This is a genomic window from Rhodococcus sp. APC 3903 (assembly GCF_030407755.1).
In the GTDB taxonomy this organism is placed as follows: Bacteria; Actinomycetota; Actinomycetes; order Mycobacteriales; family Mycobacteriaceae; genus Rhodococcus_F; species Rhodococcus_F erythropolis.
This window is the reverse complement of record NZ_JASDCV010000009.1, coordinates 117926-133336: the sequence shown is the minus strand read 5'-3', so window position 1 is coordinate 133336 and position 15411 is coordinate 117926. Positions and strand designations below refer to the sequence as shown.

At 61.9% G+C, this 15411-nt stretch carries 17 protein-coding genes; 7 read left to right on the top strand and 10 right to left on the bottom strand.

The features are described 5' to 3' along the window. Positions 1-13 precede the first annotated feature (13 nt). Positions 14-838: an ammonia-dependent NAD(+) synthetase gene (nadE, locus tag QMA15_RS14990; protein ID WP_042951470.1), complete on the bottom strand. Its 825-nt coding sequence runs from the start codon at positions 836-838 to the stop codon at positions 14-16. 68 nt (positions 839-906) lie between these two features. Between nadE and QMA15_RS14985 the strand changes: the two genes are divergently transcribed. Next, positions 907-1461 carry a nucleosidase gene (locus QMA15_RS14985; protein WP_019747881.1) on the top strand — a complete coding sequence of 185 codons (555 nt, stop codon included), beginning with the start codon at positions 907-909 and terminating at the stop codon, positions 1459-1461. A gap of 19 nt (positions 1462-1480) precedes the next feature. Here the strand turns inward: QMA15_RS14985 and QMA15_RS14980 are convergent, their stop codons facing one another. After that, positions 1481-2260, bottom strand: a complete 780-nt coding sequence (locus QMA15_RS14980; RefSeq protein WP_279163832.1) for an META domain-containing protein — start codon at positions 2258-2260, stop codon at positions 1481-1483. Positions 2261-2295: 35 nt separating this feature from the next. After that, positions 2296-2895, bottom strand: coding sequence for a TetR/AcrR family transcriptional regulator (locus tag QMA15_RS14975; RefSeq protein WP_019747883.1), 600 nt, complete (start codon positions 2893-2895; stop codon positions 2296-2298). 106 nt (positions 2896-3001) lie between these two features. Here QMA15_RS14975 and QMA15_RS14970 point away from each other — a divergent pair, with 106 nt between their 5' ends. After that, positions 3002-3568, top strand: a complete 567-nt coding sequence (locus QMA15_RS14970; protein ID WP_019747884.1) for an NAD(P)H-dependent oxidoreductase — start codon at positions 3002-3004, stop codon at positions 3566-3568. Between the two features lie 72 nt (positions 3569-3640). Here the strand turns inward: QMA15_RS14970 and QMA15_RS14965 are convergent, their stop codons facing one another. After that, positions 3641-4468: a siderophore-interacting protein gene (locus tag QMA15_RS14965; RefSeq protein ID WP_279163831.1), complete on the bottom strand. Its 828-nt coding sequence runs from the start codon at positions 4466-4468 to the stop codon at positions 3641-3643. 291 nt (positions 4469-4759) lie between these two features. On the opposite strand from QMA15_RS14965, the gene nrdH reads away from it, so the two are divergent. The 3 genes from nrdH (at position 4760) to nrdE (ending at position 7693) form a co-directional block, all read left to right on the top strand. Continuing rightward, the gene (nrdH, locus tag QMA15_RS14960; RefSeq protein ID WP_019747886.1) at positions 4760-4990 is read left to right on the top strand and encodes a glutaredoxin-like protein NrdH; all 231 of its coding nucleotides are present in this window, start codon (positions 4760-4762) and stop codon (positions 4988-4990) included. Positions 4991-5072: 82 nt separating this feature from the next. Further along, positions 5073-5552, top strand: coding sequence for a class Ib ribonucleoside-diphosphate reductase assembly flavoprotein NrdI (gene nrdI, locus QMA15_RS14955; RefSeq protein ID WP_003944767.1), 480 nt, complete (start codon positions 5073-5075; stop codon positions 5550-5552). A 59-nt stretch (positions 5553-5611) separates the two neighbouring features. Next, the gene (nrdE, locus tag QMA15_RS14950; RefSeq protein ID WP_007736057.1) at positions 5612-7693 is read left to right on the top strand and encodes a class 1b ribonucleoside-diphosphate reductase subunit alpha; all 2082 of its coding nucleotides are present in this window, start codon (positions 5612-5614) and stop codon (positions 7691-7693) included. Positions 7694-7875: 182 nt separating this feature from the next. Here nrdE and QMA15_RS14945 read toward each other — a convergent pair whose 3' ends face one another. The 3 genes from QMA15_RS14945 to QMA15_RS14935 all read right to left on the bottom strand — a co-directional run bounded on the left by QMA15_RS14945 (position 7876) and on the right by QMA15_RS14935 (position 9336). Then, positions 7876-8049: a hypothetical protein gene (locus tag QMA15_RS14945; RefSeq protein ID WP_279163830.1), complete on the bottom strand. Its 174-nt coding sequence runs from the start codon at positions 8047-8049 to the stop codon at positions 7876-7878. Between the two features lie 144 nt (positions 8050-8193). Then, entirely contained in the window at positions 8194-8406 is a 213-nt protein-coding gene (locus tag QMA15_RS14940; RefSeq protein WP_020969285.1) for a hypothetical protein, read from the bottom strand. Between the two features lie 12 nt (positions 8407-8418). Further along, positions 8419-9336 (bottom strand): SPFH domain-containing protein, encoded by a 918-nt coding sequence (locus QMA15_RS14935; protein WP_003944699.1) that lies wholly within the window; start codon positions 9334-9336, stop codon positions 8419-8421. A 170-nt stretch (positions 9337-9506) separates the two neighbouring features. On the opposite strand from QMA15_RS14935, the gene nrdF reads away from it, so the two are divergent. Further along, positions 9507-10472 carry a class 1b ribonucleoside-diphosphate reductase subunit beta gene (gene nrdF / locus QMA15_RS14930; protein WP_003944744.1) on the top strand — a complete coding sequence of 322 codons (966 nt, stop codon included), beginning with the start codon at positions 9507-9509 and terminating at the stop codon, positions 10470-10472. Between the two features lie 98 nt (positions 10473-10570). On the opposite strand, the gene QMA15_RS14925 is transcribed toward nrdF, so the two are convergent. The 3 genes from QMA15_RS14925 to QMA15_RS14915 form a co-directional block, all read right to left on the bottom strand. After that, positions 10571-11044: an NUDIX domain-containing protein gene (locus QMA15_RS14925; RefSeq protein ID WP_019747889.1), complete on the bottom strand. Its 474-nt coding sequence runs from the start codon at positions 11042-11044 to the stop codon at positions 10571-10573. A gap of 66 nt (positions 11045-11110) precedes the next feature. Then, complete coding sequence (locus tag QMA15_RS14920; RefSeq protein ID WP_279163829.1) at positions 11111-12205, bottom strand: iron-siderophore ABC transporter substrate-binding protein; 1095 nt, start codon at positions 12203-12205, stop codon at positions 11111-11113. 49 nt (positions 12206-12254) lie between these two features. Continuing rightward, a complete protein-coding gene (locus tag QMA15_RS14915) occupies positions 12255-13250 on the bottom strand; it encodes an iron-siderophore ABC transporter substrate-binding protein (protein WP_279163828.1) in 996 nt (331 codons plus the stop codon). A 349-nt stretch (positions 13251-13599) separates the two neighbouring features. Between QMA15_RS14915 and ctaD the strand changes: the two genes are divergently transcribed. Then, positions 13600-15390, top strand: coding sequence for a cytochrome c oxidase subunit I (gene ctaD / locus QMA15_RS14910; RefSeq protein ID WP_020907234.1), 1791 nt, complete (start codon positions 13600-13602; stop codon positions 15388-15390). The last annotated feature ends 21 nt before the right edge of the window (positions 15391-15411 follow it).

Here is a 15411-nt window from a genome sequence, read left to right as displayed (position 1 = left end):
TCGCTGGTAAGAGTTACTTCCACCAGTCATCCAGGGGTGTGACCGGCACCGTGCGCTTGTGACGAGTGTTGGCGAACATCTTCTCGAGCTTTTCGGCTACCTCGGAGGAAACGTCCTTTCCTTCGAGGTAGTCGTCTATCTGTGAGTACGTGACGCCGAGGGCAACTTCGTCGGGCAGCGCGGGTCGGTCGTCCTCGAGGTCGGCGGTCGGCACCTTGCGCCACGTGCTCTCGGGTGCGCCCAATTCCTGCAGTAGCGCAGCGCCCTGACGTTTGCTCAGGCCGGTGAGCGGCGTGATGTCGACGCCGCCGTCACCGAATTTCGTGAAGAAGCCGGTAATCGCTTCTGCGGCGTGGTCGGTACCGATTACCAAGTAGCCGAGCTGACCGGCAATCGCATACTGAATGACCATTCGTTCGCGCGCCTTGATGTTGCCGCGGACGAAGTCGCGCAGTTCGCCGTTCCCCAACGCCTCGGAGGCCTCACGGGCTGTGGCGTCGGCGCCAGGCTTGACGTTGACCGTGAGAGAGCGGTCCGGCTTGATGAAGCCGAGTGCGATCTGAGCATCGGATTCGTCGGCCTGCGCGCCATAGGGGAGTCGAACGGCGACGAACTCGGCCTCGTGGCCTTCTTCACGAAGTTCAGTGACCGCGCGTTGGGCGAGGGCTCCGGCGAGCGTGCTGTCCTGACCGCCGCTGATTCCCAGAACGAACCCTTTGGCGGGGGTCGAGCGCACGTAGTCCTTCAGGAACTGGACTCGCGCGCGAACCTCCGCTGCGGCGTCGATTGTCGGCTTTGTGCCGAGTTCTTCGATGATGCTTTCACGCAGTGTGGCCATGAATGGACTCTAGCGATGTGAGCAGGCGCGTGCAGTGCCACCGTATCCGGGGCGGTACGGTCGCGCACATGAGTGCGAACAACGTTCTGGTGGTCAGTGCGACGAAGTCGGAAGCGGCATACGTGCCGCAAGGATACGAACTGCTGATCACGGGGATTGGAAAGGTCAGTGCTGCAACAGCAGTCGCCTCTGCTCTCGCGCGGTACGAGCGGGAGAATCTGCCGCTGGTCGTCAACATCGGGACCGCCGGTGCGCTGCACGCGCACCACGGTGGCCTCTATGTTCCCGGGGTTGTCATCAATCACGACATCAGCAGCACCGCGATCCGAGCGCTGGGGCACGACGTCGCGGACCGTTTGGTGCTCGCCGGCGGTGACGACTCGGTGTTGGCGACCGGCGACGCATTCATCGCCGACACTGCGACCCGGGACGCTCTCGCTCAGCGAGCCGATCTGGTCGACATGGAGGGGTTTGCCATCGCATTCGCCGCGCAGGCTGCGGGTGCTACCTGCCGACTCGTCAAACATGTCAGCGATCACGCGGACGACTCGGCCTTGGACTGGCCCGCGATGATCGATGCCAGCGCCCGCGAATTGGGGCGCTGGCTGCTCGACAACGTCTGATCGAGCCTGCAGCGTCTGGTCAAGCCTGCGCAGTCAGTATCAATCCGGTGTTGTCGGGCTTGCGCAGGGTCAGCGTGTCGGCGTCGACGGTGTAGCTCACTTCACCGTCGAGTACTGCCAGGATCTGACGCTCGATGTCCATGTTCTCCTCGGGGCAGGCCATTCGCGTGGTTGCCATCGGCGTGAACGTGACTGTGGTGTCGGATACCTGGGCGCTTCCGGTCATGCGATTGCATCCGGTGGTTCCGCTGACAGAACCGTCTGCGGCAATCGTGAGTTCGGGAGCTGACGTCTCCAGAGCCAGGCTCGTACTGATCGCATCGGGACTGATGAGCGACGTGACGGTCCACGTCGTGCCCTGGAGCGCTCGATCCGGCGTGACGATCTTCTTGTCCTGCAGAGTCACTGTGGCGTCGTCCGATGTCAGGGTGAGGGTGTCGCCGTCGAGGCTCCACGTCGGCGCGGAGGTCAGCAATGTTGTTGTCCAGGTGTCGGATTCGGCGATGCCGGGAGGGCAGCCCATCATGGTCGATGCCATGGTGCCGGTGGTCAGCTTGCCGTCGGTGAACTCGATCGAGCCGTTTGCCGTGTTGCATCCGGCGCTCGCGGACACTCGACCCGCTTGGCTGAAATCGAGAGTCAGCGGGCCGCCGCCGGGAATTTGTGTTCCGTCGACGGAGGTCGAGATGAAGACGCGGCCGGAGGGGTCCGTCTTGTCCTCGGGGGAGTCGGACGAAGCGGAGCAACCGCTTACCGCGGCGATGGTCAGGAGGCCGATGACGGCAGCTGCGATGCGCATGGGCTCACATTAAGTGGTGGGACGGATCTGGGGAGTCAACATCGAGTAACGCGCCGGGCAAGGTCTTCCCAGCCGGCGGCCAGGCGCTCGGTGGTCATCCCGAGATCGCGCACCTGATGAAGGACAAGCGACGCTTCGAGTGGTGCCAACAGCGCTGAAGCGAGCAGATCGAGGTCGCCCTCGACGCCGGCTCCTCGAAGAAGTCCGATGACGTGAGCGATGCCGAGTGCTCGTGCCGGACCGCCGAAGCGGTATTCAGGAGCGTTCTCCGCAGCACGGAGGACTTCGCCCTGTACTTCCACCATGGCGATCCGGGCTCGTCCGAACGCGATGAGGCGCTCGATCGGCGGCGCGCCAGGACCCAACGGTGGGGGGCCGAACATGAATGCCTGCTGCAGTTCTCGCTCGGTGTGATCGAGCAGTGCCTGCATCAGTCCCGATCGATTGCCGAAGCGCCGAAAAACTGTGCCCTTGCCCACACCGGCTCGGCACGCGACGGCATCCATCGTGACCGCGTCGACACCTCGCTCGGCGACGAGGAGGGCTGCGGCGTCGAGCAGAAGTACGCGGTTACGTGCTGCGTCACCGCGCTCGACGGGTACGGCGCCGATCTGGGGGAGGGGGATTGCGCTCACGGGATCAGGTTACAGGGCCGGGGAATGTAAGTGGACCGCGGTCCGTTTAGTTGATATAACTTTCAACCGGAGCCACCAACCGCACCACTCTCGAAGGAATCTCGTTATGTCACAGACCAATGTTCTCGTTCTCGTCGGCAGCCTGCGCGCCGGATCCGTCAATCGCCAGCTTGCCGAGACGGCTGTGTCCGCCGCACCCGAGGGTGCAACGCTGACGGTCTTCGAAGGCCTCGCCGACGTCCCCTTCTACAACGAAGACATCGACGTCGAGGGTGCTTCCATTCCCGCTGTCGACGCACTGCGCGCCGCTGCGAGCGACGCTGACGCGTTCCTGCTCGTCACCCCCGAATACAACGGCACCATCCCCGCAGTTCTGAAGAACGCCATCGACTGGATCTCGCGTCCGTACGGTGTCGGTGCCGTCAAGGACAAGGCTGTCGCAGTCATCAGCGCGTCGCCCAGCGGCAACGGCGCCAAGTGGGCACACGAAGACACCACCAAGGCAGTCCGCATCGCCGGCGGCAAGGTCGTCGAGGACACCGCACTGAGCATCGGGGGAACCGGCGCACTGTTCGGTGAGCTGCACCCGCGCGAGAACGCAGAGGTGCTCGCGCAGGTCTCCAAGGTCGTCTCCGACCTCGTCGACGCCAGCAAGCAGCTCGTCAACGCGTAATCCGTTTCACGAGCGAGGGCCATGCCGGAAGGTATGGCCCTCACTCGTATGCGAGTCACGCCCATATGTGCGCTAGAGCCCTTCGCGTTCCATCGCATCGTCGACGGCGTCGCGAACCGACTCGAAATCCTTGCCGGCCATCATCGCTTCGCCCATCGCGGCGTCGATACGGTCGGCGACGACGGCGTACCGACGCTCCCAGTTCTCCTTGTCCTCCCGCCAGTAACCCATCACGTGCATGCGGGGTGCCGGGATTTCCGATGTTCGACGCAGATGGGCGCGGATGCGTCTGGCGGTCGCGGCCTCGACTGCGCACCAGATGTAGCCCTCGCCGGGAGGCAGGGGAATGGCGGCCAATTCGGCGAGCAGAGAGTCTGCTTCGTCGATCCATCGGTAGTGAGCGTCGGCGCGCGTCGTGAACGTCTGCTGTTCGCTCGGCGCGGGCACCTGTGCAATGACGTGGATCGGTAGACCGTCGGGTGCTTCTTCCAAGATCCGCCCGATCGCAGGCAGCGCGGCGTGATCGGCGACGAGTAGCAGCCAGTCGCACTCTGCCGGCGGCTTGAACCACCCGCTCGCTGTCGAGAGATCTACGGTCTCGCCCGGTTGCGCATTCTCGGCCCAGAGCGCAGCTCCGCCGTGGCCGTGGAGAGCGAAGTCGATCTCCAGTTCGTTCTTCGAGGGCTGCCAGCGCCGGACCGTGTAACTACGGGCGTGAGGGGGATCGAGGGGGAATCTGACGAGCACCCGTTCGTCGGGGCTCCCGCTCGTCTCGAAGTCGCTCAGGCCCGCACCGCCGAAGGTGATTCTGCGCATCTTAGGTGTCACCTGCTGCGTTCTCGTCACGGTTGCCTTGTGGCGCGGAGCTTCGTCCTTCGGGGGTGTTTCCACGACGCTCATGGTAGGTCCGAGTAGTGGTTTTCAGATGCTGTCAGGCCTGCGACCGAAATGTGACGGGCGACACGCCGACGCGCCGGAAGATGTGTGCGCTGAACTGGGGCTACCTGGGAATTTCAACGATGTGACTCACAACATCTCGCGTTATGTGTTTCTGTCGGCCACTAGGTGTAGTGTCTTGAGCACTGAGAGACCACAACGCGGAACGCCTCGAGCGAGACTCCGGCAATCGGTCGAATCGGTGCTGAACATCACTACATCGGCCTTTGTTGGCTAAGCGAAAGAGGGACTCTCATGAGCATCACCGTCTACACCAAGCCCGCTTGCGTTCAGTGCAATGCCACCTACCGCGCCCTCGACAAGGCCGGTCTCGAATACAACATCATCGACATCACCGAGGATGCCGAAGCCCGCGACTACGTCATGGCTCTCGGGTACCTCCAGGCGCCCATCGTGGTTGCCGGTGAAGATCACTGGTCGGGTTTCCGTCCCGATCGCATCAAGACCCTGACCGTCGCTGCTTGAAGCGCCGCAGTGTCGGCGGTGGACACCTCCGCCGACACATCTGAGTAGTTCCGGGCACCGTACAAGAAAATGGTGACAACCGATGACTTCGCTGGTCTATTTTTCCAGCGTGTCGGAGAACACCCACCGATTCGTCCAACGTCTCGGCCTGCCTGCGACACGTATACCTATCCATGACCGTGACGGCTCATTTCGTGTAGACGAGCCCTATGTGCTGATTCTGCCCACCTATGGTGGCGGGGTCACCGTGACAGGGCGCGACACCAGTTATGTGCCGAAGCCGGTCATTCGTTTTTTGAACAATCCACACAACAGGTCGTTGATCAGAGCAGTGATCGCGGCGGGAAACACCAATTTCGGTGAGTCCTTTTGCTATGCAGGAAACATCATTTCCCAGAAATGCCACGTTCCTTTTCTGTACCGGTTCGAACTCATGGGCACTGCCGAAGATGTCGACCGAGTACGAGAAGGCTTGGGGGAGTTCTGGAATCATCTCGAAACAGAGAAGGAGCACGGGCAGTGGCGCCAACCATCACTGACACGATCGCGGCAGGAAGCGTAGAGCGTGATGCACGCGGCGGCGATTCCACCAACGGTCTCGACTACCACGCACTCAATGCCATGCTCAACCTGTACGGCGCCAACGGTGAGATCCAGTTCGAGATGGATGTCGCTGCAGCCCGTCAGTACTTCTTGCAGCACGTCAACCAGAACACCGTGTTCTTCCACAACCTCGACGAGAAGCTGGACTACCTCGTCGAGGAAAACTATTACGAGCCCGAGGTTCTCGATCAGTACTCACGTACTTTCGTGAAGTTCCTGATCGATCACGCGTACGCCAAGAAGTTCCGCTTCCCGACGTTCCTGGGTGCATTCAAGTACTACACCTCCTACACGCTCAAGACCTTCGACGGTAAGCGCTACCTCGAGCGTTTCGAAGATCGTGTCTGCATGGTTGCGCTCACCCTGGCCGCAGGCAACGAAGACCTGGCCGTCGAACTCGTCGACGAGATCATCGCCGGACGCTTCCAGCCCGCCACCCCGACGTTCCTGAACTCGGGCAAGAAGCAGCGCGGTGAGCCCGTGTCCTGCTTCCTGCTTCGTATCGAAGACAACATGGAGTCCATCGGCCGCTCCATCAACTCGGCACTGCAGCTGTCCAAGCGCGGTGGCGGAGTTGCCTTGCTGCTCACCAATGTTCGTGAGCACGGCGCCCCGATCAAGAAGATCGAGAACCAGAGTTCGGGTGTCATCCCGATCATGAAGCTTCTCGAGGACTCGTTCTCCTACGCCAACCAGTTGGGTGCGCGTCAGGGCGCCGGCGCCGTGTACCTGCATGCGCACCACCCCGACATCTACCGCTTCCTCGACACCAAGCGTGAGAACGCCGACGAGAAGATCCGCATCAAGACGCTCTCTCTCGGCGTCGTGATCCCGGACATCACTTTCGAACTGGCGAAGAAGAACGAGGACATGTACCTGTTCTCGCCGTACGACGTCGAGCGCATCTACGGAGTTCCGTTCTCCGACATCAACGTCTCCGAGAAGTACTACGAGATGGTCGACGACAAGCGAATTCGCAAGTCCAAGATCAAGGCTCGCGAGTTCTTCCAGACCGTCGCCGAATTGCAGTTCGAATCGGGCTACCCCTACATCATGTTCGAGGACACGGTGAACCGGGCAAACCCGATCGAAGGCAAGATCACTCACTCGAACCTGTGCTCGGAGATCCTGCAGGTTTCGACGCCTTCACTGTTCAACGACGACCTGTCCTACTCGAAGGTCGGCAAGGACATCTCCTGCAACCTGGGTTCGCTGAACATCGCGAAGACCATGGACTCGCCCGACTTCGCCAAGACCATCGAAGTGTCGATCCGCGGATTGACGGCCGTGTCCGACCAGACGCACATCTACTCGGTGCCGTCGATCGAGCAGGGCAACAACGACTCTCACGCCATCGGCCTCGGTCAGATGAACCTGCACGGATACCTCGCTCGTGAGCGGATCTTCTACGGCAGCGAAGAAGGCATCGACTTCACGAACATCTACTTCTACACCGTGCTGTTCCACGCACTGCGTGCGTCGAACAAGATCGCCATCGAGCGCGGCTCGTACTTCAAGGGTTTCCCGGAGTCGAAGTACGCCTCGGGTGAATTCTTCGACAAGTACACCGACCAGGCCTGGGAGCCTGCAACCGACAAGGTTCGCGGACTCTTCGCCGATGCGAAGCTGCACATCCCCACCCAGGACGACTGGCGTGAGCTGAAGGCTTCGGTTCAGAAGCACGGTATCTACAACCAGAACCTTCAGGCCGTCCCGCCGACCGGCTCGATCTCGTACATCAACTACTCCACCAGCTCCATCCACCCGGTGGCGTCGAAGATCGAGATCCGCAAGGAAGGCAAGATCGGTCGCGTCTACTACCCGGCGCCCTACCTGACCAACGACAACCTGGAGTACTACCAGGATGCCTACGAAATCGGGTACGAGAAGATCGTCGACACCTATGCTGCGGCAACGCAACACGTCGACCAGGGCCTGTCGCTGACGCTGTTCTTCAAGGACACCGCCACCACCCGCGACATCAACAAGGCGCAGATCTACGCGTGGCGTAAGGGCATCAAGACGCTGTACTACATCCGTCTGCGTCAGATGGCACTCGAAGGCACCGAGGTCGAGGGCTGCGTTTCCTGCATGCTGTAGGTCGCACACAAGATTTCCTGCGACGGAATCATCTACGGAGCAGAGAAAACGAGGGGCTCGATCGCGTCAACGATCGAGCCCCTCACGCCCCGACAAGCGAGGCACCTCTGGAAGAGGTCTTCAGCTTATACGAGTTTCGAATCGTTCCTGTTCGTGGGACGAGCTCGGTCGGGGCAGAGCCTTTAGGAGGCACTGGCAATGACCGGAGAAGTAAATCGCAGCACCATCTCGGGCCGATTCATCAGCAACGCAGCTGCTGCGCGTTGGCCTGCAACGACGGTCCGTGAATCGGTTGGCAACGGAACATCGAATGCCATAGCGGTGACTCGATCGAGTTCGACCGGAAGGTTTGTCACCAGCCGAAATGGTGATGGAAATCCTAGCGGCACGATGCGGCAGCGTGTCTAAGTGATGACGGTGGGCGGGGCGACTGTTCCCCGCCCACCCATCGCGTTTGTGCTCTTCCGTAGCGCAAATGCGAATCGGGGATCATTCGATTGCTACGAGGGCGGGCGGCCTGGACCGTGCATCTTGCCGGCATTCTTCGGCATTCGACCGTGCTCGGTGAGTGCGCGCCGAAGGAGAAACTCGATCTGGGCGTTGGTACTTCGGAGATCGTCGGCGGCCCAGCGGGCAAGCGCGTCGTGCACCGCTGGGTCCAACCGAAGCAGGATCTTCTTACGCTCCGATCTCGGAGCTGGATCCGTGGCCATGTGGCCTTTCCTTTACTGGTAGAGCGAACCGGTGTTCAGCACCGGTTGTGCGTCGCGGTCGCCGCACAGCACGACCAGAAGGTTACTGATCATCGTCGCCTTGCGTTCCTCGTCGAGTTCGACGACGTGCTTTTCCTCGAGTTGCTTGAGTGCCATGTCGACCATGGACACCGCACCTTCGACGATTTGCTTGCGGGCGGCGATCACTGCACCCGCTTGCTGGCGCCGAAGCATTGCGCTGGCAATCTCGGGTGCATACGAGAGCCTGTTGATGCGTGTCTCGATAACTTCGACACCCGCCGCACGCACGCGGGCGTGAACCTCCTCCGACAAGGTGGTGGTGATGATATCGGCGTTCTCGCGCAACGAGACTCGGCCTTCGGCGTCGTACGGGTAGCTGCCGGCGATATGGCGGACGGCCGCCTCGGTCTGCACCGAGACGAACTCCTCGTAGTCGTCCACCTGGAATGAGGCGAGCGCTGTGTCGGCAACTTGCCAGACGACCACCGCCGAGATCTCGATGGGATTTCCGTCGGCGTCGTTCACTTTCGCCTGACCGGTCTCGTGGTTTCGGATACGCGTCGAGATCGATCGACGGACAGTCAGCGGATTTGTCCATCGCAGTCCCGGCGTGCGCAGGGTGCCGCTGTACGAGCTTCCCAGGAGTTGAAGGACTCGGGCTTGATTCGGTTGCACCAAGGTCAGGCCCATCAGCAGGGGGAGTGACGCGATGAACAGCACCACACCGACCGGAATCAGGGCGAAGAGTCCCAGAACTCCGCCAACGACGGACAGTGCGATTCCGGCCAGGAAGAGAAGTACGCCGCCGAGGAGCATCCAGCTGCCAGACAGGTCCCAGCCTGGGCGTTCGGCGATCGTTGTGGTGGCGACTCCGGTCGGTTTCTCGGCCACGGTGGGTGTGCTGGTCATGCGGGACTCGCTTTCCATCGGTAAGTGATATTTAATTGATATCACATTTTTTGTACTCGTGGAGGGGCGCGTGCGACACATGTTGTTGTGTTGGCATCGCGGACCCGACACAACGGGTAGTGTTCAGGCAAGCCAACATTCGGCAGTATCTCTCTCGCTAGGTAGGAATTATGGTCAAGCTGGTCAGTCGCGTTTCCGCCATCAACTGGAATCGCGTCCAGGACGAGAAGGACGCCGAGGTATGGGATCGCCTCGTCAGCAACTTCTGGCTGCCCGAAAAGGTGCCGGTCTCCAACGACATCCCGTCCTGGGGAACGCTGACCGCGCAGGAGCAGCAGCTCACCATGCGCGTCTTCACGGGCCTGACGCTGCTCGACACCATCCAGGGAACGGTCGGCGCCGTCAGCCTCATCCCGGACGCGATCACTCCCCACGAAGAAGCGGTGTACACCAACATCGCCTTCATGGAATCGGTGCACGCGAAGAGTTACAGCTCGATCTTCTCGACGCTGTGCTCCACCCCGGACATCGACGACGCGTTCCGCTGGTCGGAGGAGAACCCCAACCTGCAGCGCAAGGCGCAGATCGTTCTCGACTACTACAACGGCGAGTCGCCGCTCAAGCGCAAGGTCGCATCGACGCTCCTCGAGAGCTTCCTCTTCTACTCCGGCTTCTACCTGCCGATGTACTGGTCCTCGCGAGCCAAGCTCACCAACACCGCAGACCTCATCCGCCTCATCATCCGCGACGAGGCCGTGCACGGGTACTACATCGGCTACAAGTACCAGAAGGGCCTCGAACAGCTCACCGAGGCCGAGCGTGAAGAGCTCAAGAACTACACGTTCGAGCTGCTCTTCGAGCTCTACGAGAACGAGGTCGACTACACGCAGGACCTCTACGACGGCGTCGGCCTGACCGAGGATGTCAAGAAGTTCCTGCGCTACAACGCCAACAAGGCGCTCAACAATCTCGGCTACGAAGGCCTCTTCCCGAAGGACGAGACGGACGTCAATCCGGCTATCCTGTCGGCACTTTCACCGAATGCGGACGAGAATCACGACTTCTTCTCCGGCTCGGGAAGCTCCTACGTCATCGGCAAGGCAGTCAACACCGAAGACGACGACTGGGATTTCTAGAGCGACCCGCTCGGGATTTCTAGAGCGACCCTGCACCCAACGAAGCCCGACTCCTGCACACGCGGGAATCGGGCTTCGGTCGTCGATGGGGGAGTGGGTCAGCGCAGAAACCACGCTTCCGGCTTGTCCAGCAATGCTTTTGCGAGGCGCAGACGCGAGGTTTCCGTCATGTCCGAAGGCAATTCGCTCGGCGCGAACCACGCGACCTCGAGGTTTTCGTCGTCCGCCACGTGTGCATCTCCGCCGGTCCACCTGGCCAGGAAGCAGACGTCGAGGTACTGGGTCACGTCACCATTGGGGTACGTAATGGGTTCTGTGACATCGACACTCGTGATCCGAATCAATTCGGCGTCGACGCCGGTTTCTTCCTTCGCCTCCCGCACCGCCGCCGCCGACGGTTCCTCTCCGGGCTCGAGAACGCCGGACACGACGGCCCACTGACCGTTGTCGGCGCGGCGGGTGAGCAGGACCCGGCCGTCGTCGTCGCGGATCACGACGCTCACGCCGGACAGCCAGAGCGGCGCATGACCGACCTTCTCGCGCAAAGCGACAATGAATTCCGGGATCGGCATGATCAGAACCCGACCGTCACAGTTGTGGCGAGCCGCCTCGAATGTGGGAGTAGTGGTTCGTTCCAGTCAGCTCGCATATCCGTTCAAGGTTCCCTTCAAGTCCGCCAATACGGCACGGGCGGCAGTCATCCCGTTTCCGTTCCAGATTTCGTCTTCAGCGACGAACACACGCCGGTCGGTGGCGGCGGCGAGGTCCTGCCACTGGTCGCTCTTCATGATCTCGGTGCCGTAGGTACGGCCGTTCGGCCCGTCGAAGAGTACGTAGATCAAGTCACCTTCGGCGGCGCTGAGATCGGCGGCCGGAATCGGTGCTGTGGTCGCATCGGTCAATCGCTGCGCCGGTGGGCGCCGGACGCCGACGTCGCTGAGGATCTGTCCGGCGAAGGATGCGGGACCCTCGATCTGCAGGTCCTTCGAACCGAACCGAACCACTGATGCCTGCGTCTGTGATGCATTCAATGCGTCGCCGAGCTGCACGACGTCCTGCTGGTAGCGGTCCAGCTCCGTCGCAGCCGCGGACGAACGGCCAAGTGCCTGGCCGGCGAGGGCGAACTGCGCTTTCCAGTACACGGGATCCGAGCCGGCGAACACGGTGGGGGCAATGGCGTCGAGTTGCCCGTACAAACCGTCGGACGCCGGACTGGACCCGAGGATCAAGTCCGGCGCGGCGGCCTTCACGGCGTTGACGTCGGGTGCGCTCACGGGGCCGACGCTCGGAATCTCCGAGATGCCGAAACCGAGGTACGACGGTTGAGGCGAGTCGACACCGGTCGCGGCGCCCACTACCCGCTCCCACAGACCGAGGGCGCACACGGCGTCCATCGAGACGCTGTCGAGGACCACGATCCGTTGGGGATCGGAAGGAACCTCGGTTTCACCCGCAGTGTGTACGACTCGACGCTTCACCCCGGGGCCCGCTCCCGGGTCGGCTTGCGTCGGCGTCGGGCACGCGGTGGCGGTGTCGCGTTCGATACCCATCACGCCGGCACCGGCGATCGACGTAGTGGTCCGGACGATGGTGCTCGCGGGATCGTCCGACGAGCCGGACGAGCAACCACCGAGGACGAGCATCGTGGCAGCGATCCCCAGGATCGAGACACGACGAATGGACGTGCGGGCGGTTGTGCGTGAGAGAACAGACGTGCGTGAGAGAACAGACAAGTCGACGGCTTCCTGTGTGAGCGGGCGCCGTTCAGGTTAGCTGTTCGACTCAGCTGTTCTGCTTGTCCACCTCGAACGTGTCCGAGAGGTCGTCGAGGATCATGTGGGCGCCCTGGATGCTGACCGGCGACATCCAACGTGAATCGTCCACGTCGACCTTGCGTCCTCGAAGGGTCTGCCACAGCGGGCTCTCGAGGAACGGCTTCGCAGCTTCGGCGCTCTTGCCCTCGGCGTCTTGCCAGGTGCTGATGAAGATGACGTCCGCGTCGGCTTCGTTGATCAGCTCGGGGCTGATCTTCATCATGATGTTTCCGGCATCGGCGGGGTCAGGTCCCTGGTTGTCCGGGCGCTTCAATCCGGCGTCCTGGAGGACGATGCCGCTGAACGAGGTGGTGCGGTAGAGGCGTGCCGTCGGTTCACCGGCGAATCGGACTACCGAGATGACCGGGTTGTTCGCCTTCTCGTTGATTTCCTTGCCGACGGTGGCTGCGCGGGTTTCGTACTCGGTGATCTTCGCCTCGGCCAGTGACTCCTTGCCCAGCGCTTGACCGACCAGGCGGATGTTGTCCTTCCACGTCGGGCCGGTCGTCTGAGTGAAGACGGTGGGTGCGATTGCGGACAGTTGTTCGTAGTTCTTCCCGTCGCGGACCTCGGCGGAGATGATGAGGTCTGGCTGCAGTGCGGCGATCTTCTCGAGGCTTGCACTGCTGACCGTGCCGACCGAGACGGCGTCCGCGGCGAATTCCTCCCGGGAGGATCCGAGGTAGTCGGGCAGACCGGGCTCGCGGTAGTCGACGTAGCCGACGAGCGGGGATTCGAGGAGAAGGACGGCGTCGGTGAAGCTGTTGTCGAGCGCGACGATCCGCTGGGGTGCTGCCGGGATTTCGGTGCTTCCACGGAAGTGTTCGATCGTGCGGGGGAATGCGCCCGACTCGGTCGAGGTGGTGGTTGCAGCGGGCTCGTCGTTACTCGAGCAGGCTGGAACGACCAAGGCGATCGAGGCTGCGACGGCTACCACCGCGGCGCGGCGGGGAAAGAATTTCACTGAATACTCCTGAGGTGAGTTAGGCGAGGGTGACCTTATCAGTGGAGGAGATGGCCGAAAACGGACACCGGCCGAATTCTTCGACGGGTACGACACGCCGATTCGGATGTGGGTTCGGACTCCCGAGGGAACATAAACCGCAGGTCGTTCGTTTGGTGCCCCCAAAAACGGATGCTCGAGTACGACGCAGAGTAGGACCGGGTCGCGGTGCCTCGGAGTCACGGTCTACGATTCGATGAGCGCAAGCCAGAAGCCGTTGTCCGCAGCCCGGGCGACGGACCCTGCGGGCGCAACCAAGGGCTCTTTAACGGAGTCTGCGGAGCGACCAAAGGCACATTCAGGAGGATCAGTGACTGCCGTAGCGCCCCAGCCAGTCCCCACGATAGCGCCGGCCAGGCCTTACCCGCCGCGGCAGGGACCCAAGGGCTCATTCATTTTCAAGATGATCACGACCACCGATCCCAAGGTGCTCGGAATCATGTACTTGGCGACTTCCATCGCCTTCTTCCTCATCGGTGGCCTCATGGCACTGATGATGCGTGCCGAACTTGCTGTACCCGGCATGCAGTTCCTTTCCAACGAACAGTTCAACCAGCTGTTCACCATGCACGGCACGATCATGCTGCTGCTGTACGCGACCCCGATCGTCTTCGGCTTCGCGAACTACATTCTTCCGCTCCAGATCGGTGCACCCGACGTCGCGTTCCCGCGTCTGAACGCGTTCAGCTACTGGCTGTACCTGTTCGGCGCGATCATCACGACGGCCGGATTCGTCACGCCTGGTGGCGCAGCAGACTTCGGTTGGACGGCATACACGCCGCTGACCAGCGCGCTGCACAGCCCCGGCGTCGGCGCCGACCTGTGGGTCTTGGGTCTGGCTGTCGCCGGCCTCGGCACCATCCTCGGTGGCGTCAACATGGTCACCACCGTGATTTGCCTGCGCGCACCCGGTATGACCATGTTCCGCATGCCGATCTTCACCTGGAACATCTTCATCACCAGCATCCTGATCCTGCTGGCGTTCCCGCTGCTGACCGCTGCATTCATGGGCCTGTTCGTCGACCGCCATCTCGGTGGACACATCTTCGACCCGGCAACGGGAGGTGTGCTGCTGTGGCAGCACCTGTTCTGGTTCTTCGGTCACCCCGAGGTGTACATCATCGCGCTGCCGTTCTTCGGCATCGTCTCGGAGATCTTCCCGGTCTTCAGCCGTAAGCCGATCTTCGGCTACAGCGGCCTGGTGTACGCAACGTTGGCCATCGCCGCTCTGTCGATCGCAGTGTGGGCTCACCACATGTACGCGACCGGCGCTGTTCTCCTTCCGTACTTCTCGTTCATGACGTTCCTGATCGCAGTGCCGACAGGTGTGAAGATCTTCAACTGGATCGGCACGATGTGGAAGGGGCAATTGACCTTCGAATCGCCGATGCTGTTCTCGATCGGCTTCCTGATCACCTTCCTCTTCGGTGGTCTGTCGGGCGTCATCCTCGCGAGCCCGCCGCTCGACTTCCACGTCACGGACAGCTACTTCGTCGTCGCCCACTTCCACTACGTGGTCTTCGGTACGGTCGTGTTCGCCACGTACGCCGGTATCTACTTCTGGTTCCCGAAGATGACCGGCCGCATGATGGACGAGCGCCTCGGCAAGTGGCACTTCTGGACCACGTTCGTCGGCTTCCACGGCACGTTCCTCGTCCAGCACTGGCTCGGCGCCGAAGGTATGCCGCGTCGTTACGCCGACTACCTGCCCTCGGACGGGTTCACGGTTCTGAACTCGGTGTCCACGATCTTCGCGTTCGTACTCGGTGCCTCGACGCTCCCGTTCATCTGGAACGTCTTCAAGAGTTACCGCTACGGCGAAGTGGTCACCGTCGACGATCCGTGGGGCTACGGAAACTCGCTCGAGTGGGCGACAACTTGCCCGCCGCCGCGTCACAACTTCACCGAGTTGCCGCGCATCCGCAGCGAGCGTCCGGCCTTCGAGCTGCACTACCCGCACATGGTGGAGCGAATGCGCGCAGAAGCGCACGTCGGCCCCGGTCACGGTGGGAAGAACGCCAGCACCGTGCTCGAAGATGCTCGTCACGAGCCGCTCACAGTCGGGGACGAAGGCGACCCCGGCACCGACAGCCGCTCCTGAGCGAAGTAACACACTGAAGTA